This window comes from Actinosynnema sp., from assembly GCF_052038725.1.
On the sequence record NZ_JBQGCX010000237.1, the window covers coordinates 1 to 6,939 of the forward strand.

Here is a 6,939-nt window from a genome sequence, read left to right on the forward strand (position 1 = left end):
CTCAAGACCGGCCTCGACCGCATGGCGAAGCTGCTCGCCGAGGTGAAGTAGCTCACCGAACCCCACCCCGAAGGCGGCCCCCGACCGGGGGCCGCCTTCGGCGTTCTCGCGCCCGAAAATCTCCCCCGAAAAGGTGAAAAAAAGCGGCGTTCCGCGACACCCCCCGGCCGGACGCCCCTTTCCGCAGGGCCGAAGTGCCCTACCGCCAGGAAGACCGCTAACGAATTCCCCGACACCCCGACTAACCCGTCGTCCGGCTCGCCGAGCCACCGCACAACGGGAGTCCCGAATGTCGTACCCCCAGCAGTACGCCCAGCACGCGCCCCAGGGCCACCAGCAGCCCGCGCAGAACGGTCTCGCGACCGGCAGCCTCGTGCTGGGCGTCGTAGGCCTGCTGCTGAGCTTCATCCCGTTCATCGGCGTCATCGCGTGGCCGCTGGTCATCGTCGGCCTGGTCCTCGGCCTGGTCGCCATCTCCAAGCTCACCGGGAACCCGGCCAACAGCAAGGGCCTGGCCATCAGCGGCACCGTGCTGTCCGCGCTGGGCCTGGTCGTCTGCGTCCTCTGGCTCGTGGGCTTCGGCGCGGCCGTCGGGAACGCGAACGAGCAGGCCGAGAAGGAGGTCACCGTGGTCTACGAGGTGACCGGCGACGCCCCGTCCGCCTCGGTGAACTACTCCTCCTACGGCGACGGCACCAGCGAGGACGTGAACGAGGACATCACGACCCTGCCGTGGAAGAAGGAGGTGCGGACCAAGGGCCTGTTCAGCGGCAGCTCGCTGATGGTCAGGACCGGCGCGGGCGGCGGCGCGGTGACCTGCAAGGTGTTCGTGGACGGCCAGGAGAAGAAGACCGCGACTGCCTCCGGCCAGTTCGCGATCGCCTCCTGCTCGAACTTCTGACCTCATCCGGGGGCGCAGTCAGTGGCGCAGTCAGGGGTCACACGTTCGGGGGTAGACCGCTAACGGGTCCGCACCGCTCCCGATGCCCTCTGCGGAGCGTCCGCATCGACAAAGGGGCTGGGCATGGGTTCCGCGCGGGAGGTAGAGCGGTCGCGGCGGTGGCTGGTGGTGTCCGCCGCGTCGCTGCTGCTGCTCGGCGCGCTGGTGGGCGCGGTGCTGGTGAACGGCCCGTCCGCTCCGAGGTCGGCGACCGTGGTCTACGAGGTGACGGGCGAGGCCGGGCACGCCACCGTCGTGTACTCGACGTTCGACGACGGCGGCGTGTCCACCGGCCAGGAGGAGCTGTCCTCGCTGCCCTGGCGCCGCGAGGTGACCGCGCCGGGCGACGCGCGCGGCGTGCTCACCGTGACGATCGGCGAGCAGGGCGGCGAGGTGGGCTGCCAGGTGAGCGTGGACGGCGTCGAGCGCCGCTCGGCGTCCGCCTCGGGCCCCGGCTCCAGCGCGTTCTGCGGCGGTTTCTAGCCCCTCGGCGGCCCCCGACGGCCCTCTGCGGCCCCTCAGCGCCGCGCTGGACGCCGTTCCCGCGCTACGGGAGTCGGACGCGGGCGGAGGCCCCGCCGAGGACGGACTTGCCGTCGTGGCTGGCGTTGATGTTCACCTTGAAGGTCCCGTCCTCCAGGACCTTGGTGACCTTCGCGGTCACCTCGACCACGGCGCCCTCGTCGTCGTCGGGCACCGGCACGGGCCTGCCGAACCGGGTGCCGTACTCGACCACGGCGGCCGGGTCGCCCGCCCACTCGGTGACGATGCGGCAGGCCATGCCCATGGTGAGCATCCCGTGGGCGATGACGCCGGGCAGCCCGACGCCCTCGGCGAACCGCTGGTTCCAGTGGATGGGGTTGAAGTCCAGGGAGGCGCCCGCGTACGCGACGAGGTGGGCGCGGGTGATGCGCAGGGTGATGGGCGGCAGCTCGTCGCCGACGCTCACCTCGGCCGCGGTGATCACGATTCCCCCCTGACGACGAGCGTGGACCTGGCGGTGGTGACGGCGGCGCCGTGCTGGTCGGTGATCTCCGCGCGCAGCGAGAGCATGTCGTTGCCCATGCGCGAGGTGATGTTGTCGACGGTCAGCGCCACGCTGAGCACGTCCCCGGCGACGATGGGCCGGTGGTGGCTGAACGCCTGGTCGCCGTGCACCACGCGGGTGTAGTCGAGCCCGAGCTCGGGGTCCTCGACGAGCTGCGAGTTGGCGCTCATCGAGACCAGGATCGCGAACGTGGGGGGCGCGATGACGTCGGGGTGCCCGGCCGCGCGCGCGGCGTCCGCGTCCCGGTGCACCGCGCTGGTGGCCCCGACCGCGTCGGCGAACTCCCGGATCTTCTCCCGCCCGACCTCGTAGGGCGGCGTGGGCGGGTAGGACCGTCCGATGAACGAAGCGTCGAGTGGCACGAGACGCAGGTTACGCGACGAGGCCCGCCCCGGAACCAGCCGGGACGGGCCTCGCGTCGCTACGAGAAAAACCTCAGCGGGTTTCCTTGTGCGCCTTGTGCGTCTTGCAGTTCGGGCAGAACTTCTTGATCTCCAGGCGGTCCGGGTCGTTGCGCCGGTTCTTCCTGGTGATGTAGTTGCGGTGCTTGCACTCCTCACACGCAAGAGTGATCTTCGGCCGAACGTCGGTAGCAGCCACGGTCCTCGCCTTTCTCAGAGCACACGATCCCGAAACCCGAAGCGGGCTTACCACCCCGGCGGGTCCACAGAGAAACCTTCTCTGCAACGCAGCAAACACACCACCAGGGCCAGAACAATAACGGTTCTGACCCAAATCCCCAAAACGGAACGACCCCACCTACCGGACCCCCGAAGGGGGGTCCAGGGGGCAAAGCCCTCCTGGGCGGGGTCCGGGGGCCGCGCCCCCGGTGTGATGCGGAGCGAACACGCCTGCGCTCTCCGCAGGCACAGTTCACCCATTCGCGTAGCGGTGGCCGGACTTGAACCGGCGACACAGCGATTATGAGCCGCTTGCTCTACCAACTGAGCTACACCGCTTTACACGACGCGGGCCGCGATGCTCATGCACCGCGGCCGAGTCGTGGAGCCCCTTTACGGAATCGAACCGTAGACCTTCTCCTTACCATGGAGACGCTCTGCCGACTGAGCTAAAGGGGCTTGCCGCTCTTCGTGCGATCTCGCTTCGCTCTCTGAGCTGAGGAGAACTCTACACAAGATCCCGTCCGAAGTGAAATCGGGGGGCGCCTTCAGTGCACCAGAGTGAGCACCGTCTCATCCCGCGCCCCCCTGACCTGCACGGTTCGCGCTCGCAACCACGCTTCGAAGCGGTCCTCGGACAGCGGCCGGGAGATCAGGTAGCCCTGGGCGACGTCGCAGCCCATCCCGACCAGCTGGTCGCGCGCGGCGTCGTCCTCGACGCCCTCGGCGACGACGGTGAGGCCGAGCGAGTGGCCCAGCTCGACGATGGAGCGGACGACGGCCATGTCGCCGAGGTCGGTGCCCATGCCGAGCACGAAGCTCTTGTCGATCTTCACCTCGTCCACCGGGAGCTGCCGCAGGTAGGCGAGCGACGAGTAACCGGTGCCGAAGTCGTCCACGGCCAGCACGACGCCCATGGTGTGCAGCCTGCGCAGGACGGGCAGGGCGCGCTCGGGGTCGGCCATGACGCCGGACTCGGTCAGCTCGAACGTGAGCAGCTCCGGCGGGACGCGGTGCCGGTCGAGCGCTTCCTTCACCCGGTCGGGGAACTCCTCGTCGGCGAGGGTGCGCACGGACAGGTTCACCGCGATGGACATCCGCAGGTCGCGGTCCATCCAGCGGCGGACCCGCTCCAGGCCCTTGTCCATGACGAAGTCGGTGAGCACGTCGACGAGCCCGGTCGCCTCGACGGCGGGGATGAACTCGTCGGGGTCGACGCGGCCGAACTCCGGGTGCTTCCACCGCACGAGCGACTCGGCGCCGATGACCTGCCTGCTCGGCAGGGCGATCTTCGGCTGGTAGTGCACCGAGATCTGGCCGTTCTCCAGCGCGGAGCGGAACTGGGTGACCAGCTGGAAGCGGCGCAGGAAGATCTGGCCCATGCTGGGCGCGTAGGCGCGCATGGGCTCGTTCTCGCTGGTGGCCCGCAGCGCCACGTCGGCGCGCTGGAGCAGCGAGTCCGCGTCCTTGGCGTCGTCCTCGACCTCGGCGACGGCCGCCCAGCCGACGATGGCGCCCGCCTCGACGGTGAGCCGGTCGACGGGGTACGGCACGGACAGGCGGGCGCGCAGGCGCTCGGCGATCTCCTTGACCCGCTCGGCCTTGCGGTCGACCAGGAGCGCGGCGAACGCGCCGCCGTCGAGCCTGGCCAGCGGCACCTCGGGCCCCAGCTCGTCGCGGAGCCTGCGGCCCGCGGCGACGACCATGCGGTTGCCCCACGCCTGGCCGAGGGCGTCCAGGACGGTGGACAGCACGTCCAGGTCGACCCGGAGCACGACGGCGGCCTCGGACTCGCGGACGGGCTCGGCGGCGGCCTCCAGGAAGCCGGTGCGGTTGAGCAGGCCGGTCAGCGGGTCGTGGTAGGCGTCGTGGCGGAGCCTGGCGAGGAGCCTGCGGTTGTCCACGGCGGTGGACAGGTGGTTGGCGAGGGTGCGCAGGAGCTGGATGTCGGCCTTGCCGAACCCGCGCCACCGGCTGAGCCGGTCGTGCACCTCGACGGCGCCGAGCAGCTGGGTGGCCCCGCCGCGCAGCGGGACGACGAGCGCCTCCTGCGCGTCGCGGCGGACGAGGGCGTCGGTGGCCTCCTCGCCCGCGTCGGCGACCCGGAAGTAGCGGACCTGGGTGCCGGGGAGCTGGAGCATCGCGTCCTCGCGGGACAGGCGGGCGTCGTCGCGGCGCATGGCCTGCGGCAGCGGCTCGCCCGCGACGAGGGTGCGCATGGGGGCCTGCGGGTCGGTGCGCAGGCGCAGGACGACGCGGTTGGCGTTGAGCTGCTCGCGGATGCGCTCGGCGATGTGCTGCCACTCGTCGGCCTCGGCCTTGCCGTCCTCGGCGTCGACGGCGGTGGTGGCCCCGCCGCGCGGGCCGGTGCCGTGCCTGCCGGAGCGGGCGACGCGGAGCGAGACCTCGCTGAGCGCCTCCAGGTCGCGCTGCTCGCGCAGCAGGCCGGAGTAGGCGAGGTAGATGGCGGTGATGCCCGCGAAGGCGAGCACGATCAGCAGGCCGCCCCACTGGGCGTGGTCGGCGACCTCGTAGGCGACCAGGCCCGCGGCGGTGTTGAGGAGCGCGACGACGAGGGTCTGCAGGACGAGCCTGCCGCTGGGGGCCAGGCGCATCCCCTTGCGCATGAGGCGCAGGGCGGTGAGGCCGAGGACGCTGGCGAGCAGCGGGACGCTGATGGTGCCGACGAACGCGCCCGCCCAGGCGGGGCCGCTGTCGCCGACGAACCGGTTGACGGCGTCGGCCACGGCGAAGGCGACCGAGATCTCCATGAACATCAGGCCGGCGTTGTAGACGGCGCGGTCGAGCACGCGCCTGCCGAGGAGGGTGCCGACGCCCGCGACGACGTGGGCGGCGAGGACGACCTCGAAGGGGGCGACGAGCAGGCCGAGGACGAGCGGGATCTCGGTGAAGGAGATCGTCCAGGCGACGCCGCTGCGGACGTCGACGTTGATCGCGAGCTGCTCGGCCAGCAGGAAGCCGACGACGAGCAGCGGGCCGGTCCACAGGAGGCTGAGGCGGGACGGGTCGTCGGGGAGGTTCGCCCCCACGAGGAACGCGGACAGGACGCCCGCGGCGAGCAGGAGCACCGCGAAGGCGGTGAACGCTCGGTTGGTCGACCTGGGCGACGTGTTCGACGTCGGGGCCGAGGTCTGGTCGGACATCCAGCCTCCTCGTCGGCCGGGTCGCGGGGTCGGCCGGATCGGCCTGCCTGCGGGGTCCTGGCGTGACTGAGGGGTCTCGAACACCCACCGAGACCCCTCCTATACCTCAATGTACCCCGGTTGGGCGATAAAATGGCAGGTTGGTGAGGGGATTGACACGTGAAGTGACAGATCTACTCACGCGATCAGGTCTTCTGACACTGGCCGGGGGATGGGTGGCCCGTTTGGCCGCCTCGGGGCTTGCGGCGCTCGGCCCTGGAGCGCGGCGGTCGACCGGCGCTACGTTCGGGTGTGGACCCGCTGCTGCCCGACCTCGCGCCCGTGGACCGGCCCTACTCGCTGCAGGAGCACTCGGTGGAGGAGCTCGGCGCGACCTGGCGGGCGCCGCGCTCGCACGTGCTGGCCTGGAGCCCCGGTGACGACCTGGGGCGGCGGCTGCGGGAGTGGCCGCTGACCGGCGGGGGCGACCCGGAGACGGCGGCGCTGGTGACCGTGCCCAGCCGCGCCGAGGACGCGCCGCGCGTGCTGCTGGCGCACGGGTTCGCGCCGCTGGTGGTGCTGGCGGTGCGGGTCGCGGGGCGGGCGACGCCGCCGGGTGACGCGGAGGTGGAGGTGCGGCCGCTGCGGGACGAGGACCTGGACGTGGCGGCGGCGCTGCACCTGGAGGTGGTGCGGGTGGACGCGCGGTACGGGGTGGTGACCGAGCGGGCGTCGACCGGGAGGTTGTTGCGCGAGCTGCTGGCCGGGGAGGTCGGGCGGGCGGAGCCGGAGGCGTGGCTGGCGTGGCGCGGCGGGGAGCCGGTGGGGCTGCTGACGTGCCAGGGGCCCGCGGGGAGCGGGTGGGTCGCGGGGCGGACGTCGGTGTCGCCGGTGGCGTACCTGGGAGCGCTGGGGGTGCGGGCGGACCTGCGCGGGGGCGGGGTCGGCGGGGCGCTGGTGGCGTGGCTGCACGCGCGGCTGGACGCGGCGGGCGTCGGGGCGACCCTGCTGCACCACTCCCTGCCGAACCCGCGCTCGACGCCGTTCTGGTGCTCGCGGGGGTACCGGCCGCTGTGGACGACGTGGCAGCGGCGGCCCGCTCGGTGAGGTGGGCTGCTCGGTGAGGCGGGCCGGCGGGTGGCCTGCGGGGTGGGGACCGGGGCCGTTCGAGCTGGGGCTGGTCGTAGC

General features: G+C 72.0%; 7 protein-coding genes and 2 tRNA genes. 3 read left to right on the forward strand and 6 right to left on the reverse strand.

Annotated features, from left to right (window positions below):
• Positions 1-289: 289 nt before the first annotated feature.
• Both ACTUAL_RS04595 and ACTUAL_RS04600 read left to right on the forward strand, forming a co-directional pair.
• Positions 290-901 (forward strand): DUF4190 domain-containing protein, encoded by a 612-nt coding sequence (locus ACTUAL_RS04595; protein WP_440899371.1) that lies wholly within the window; start codon positions 290-292, stop codon positions 899-901.
• 123 nt (positions 902-1,024) lie between these two features.
• Positions 1,025-1,423 (forward strand): hypothetical protein, encoded by a 399-nt coding sequence (locus ACTUAL_RS04600; protein ID WP_096497151.1) that lies wholly within the window; start codon positions 1,025-1,027, stop codon positions 1,421-1,423.
• Positions 1,424-1,487: 64 nt separating this feature from the next.
• Here ACTUAL_RS04600 and ACTUAL_RS04605 read toward each other — a convergent pair whose 3' ends face one another.
• The 6 genes from ACTUAL_RS04605 to ACTUAL_RS04630 all read right to left on the reverse strand — a co-directional run bounded on the left by ACTUAL_RS04605 (position 1,488) and on the right by ACTUAL_RS04630 (position 5,772).
• A complete protein-coding gene (locus ACTUAL_RS04605; RefSeq protein ID WP_015805321.1) occupies positions 1,488-1,907 on the reverse strand; it encodes a MaoC family dehydratase in 420 nt (139 codons plus the stop codon).
• Positions 1,904-2,350, reverse strand: a complete 447-nt coding sequence (locus ACTUAL_RS04610; RefSeq protein WP_096497152.1) for an FAS1-like dehydratase domain-containing protein — start codon at positions 2,348-2,350, stop codon at positions 1,904-1,906. The genes ACTUAL_RS04605 and ACTUAL_RS04610 overlap by 4 nt, the downstream gene beginning before the upstream one ends.
• A gap of 73 nt (positions 2,351-2,423) precedes the next feature.
• The gene (rpmG, locus tag ACTUAL_RS04615) at positions 2,424-2,588 is read right to left on the reverse strand and encodes a 50S ribosomal protein L33 (protein WP_015805323.1); all 165 of its coding nucleotides are present in this window, start codon (positions 2,586-2,588) and stop codon (positions 2,424-2,426) included.
• A 286-nt stretch (positions 2,589-2,874) separates the two neighbouring features.
• Positions 2,875-2,947, reverse strand: a tRNA-Met gene (locus tag ACTUAL_RS04620).
• Between the two features lie 44 nt (positions 2,948-2,991).
• Positions 2,992-3,067 (reverse strand) — tRNA-Thr (locus tag ACTUAL_RS04625).
• An 89-nt stretch (positions 3,068-3,156) separates the two neighbouring features.
• Positions 3,157-5,772, reverse strand: a complete 2,616-nt coding sequence (locus ACTUAL_RS04630; RefSeq protein WP_096497153.1) for a putative bifunctional diguanylate cyclase/phosphodiesterase — start codon at positions 5,770-5,772, stop codon at positions 3,157-3,159.
• Positions 5,773-6,012: 240 nt separating this feature from the next.
• Between ACTUAL_RS04630 and ACTUAL_RS04635 the strand changes: the two genes are divergently transcribed.
• Positions 6,013-6,858 (forward strand): GNAT family N-acetyltransferase, encoded by an 846-nt coding sequence (locus ACTUAL_RS04635; protein WP_440899372.1) that lies wholly within the window; start codon positions 6,013-6,015, stop codon positions 6,856-6,858.
• Positions 6,859-6,939 lie beyond the last annotated feature (81 nt).

Excerpts from the sequence above, each read along its gene's own strand:
- ACTUAL_RS04600 (WP_096497151.1), top strand. The coding sequence starts at position 1,025 with ATGGGTTCCGCGCGGGAGGTAGAGCGGTCGCGGCGGTGGCTGGTGGTG.
- ACTUAL_RS04630 (WP_096497153.1), bottom strand. The coding sequence starts at position 5,772 with ATGTCCGACCAGACCTCGGCCCCGACGTCGAACACGTCGCCCAGGTCG.
- ACTUAL_RS04595 (WP_440899371.1), top strand. The coding sequence starts at position 290 with ATGTCGTACCCCCAGCAGTACGCCCAGCACGCGCCCCAGGGCCACCAG.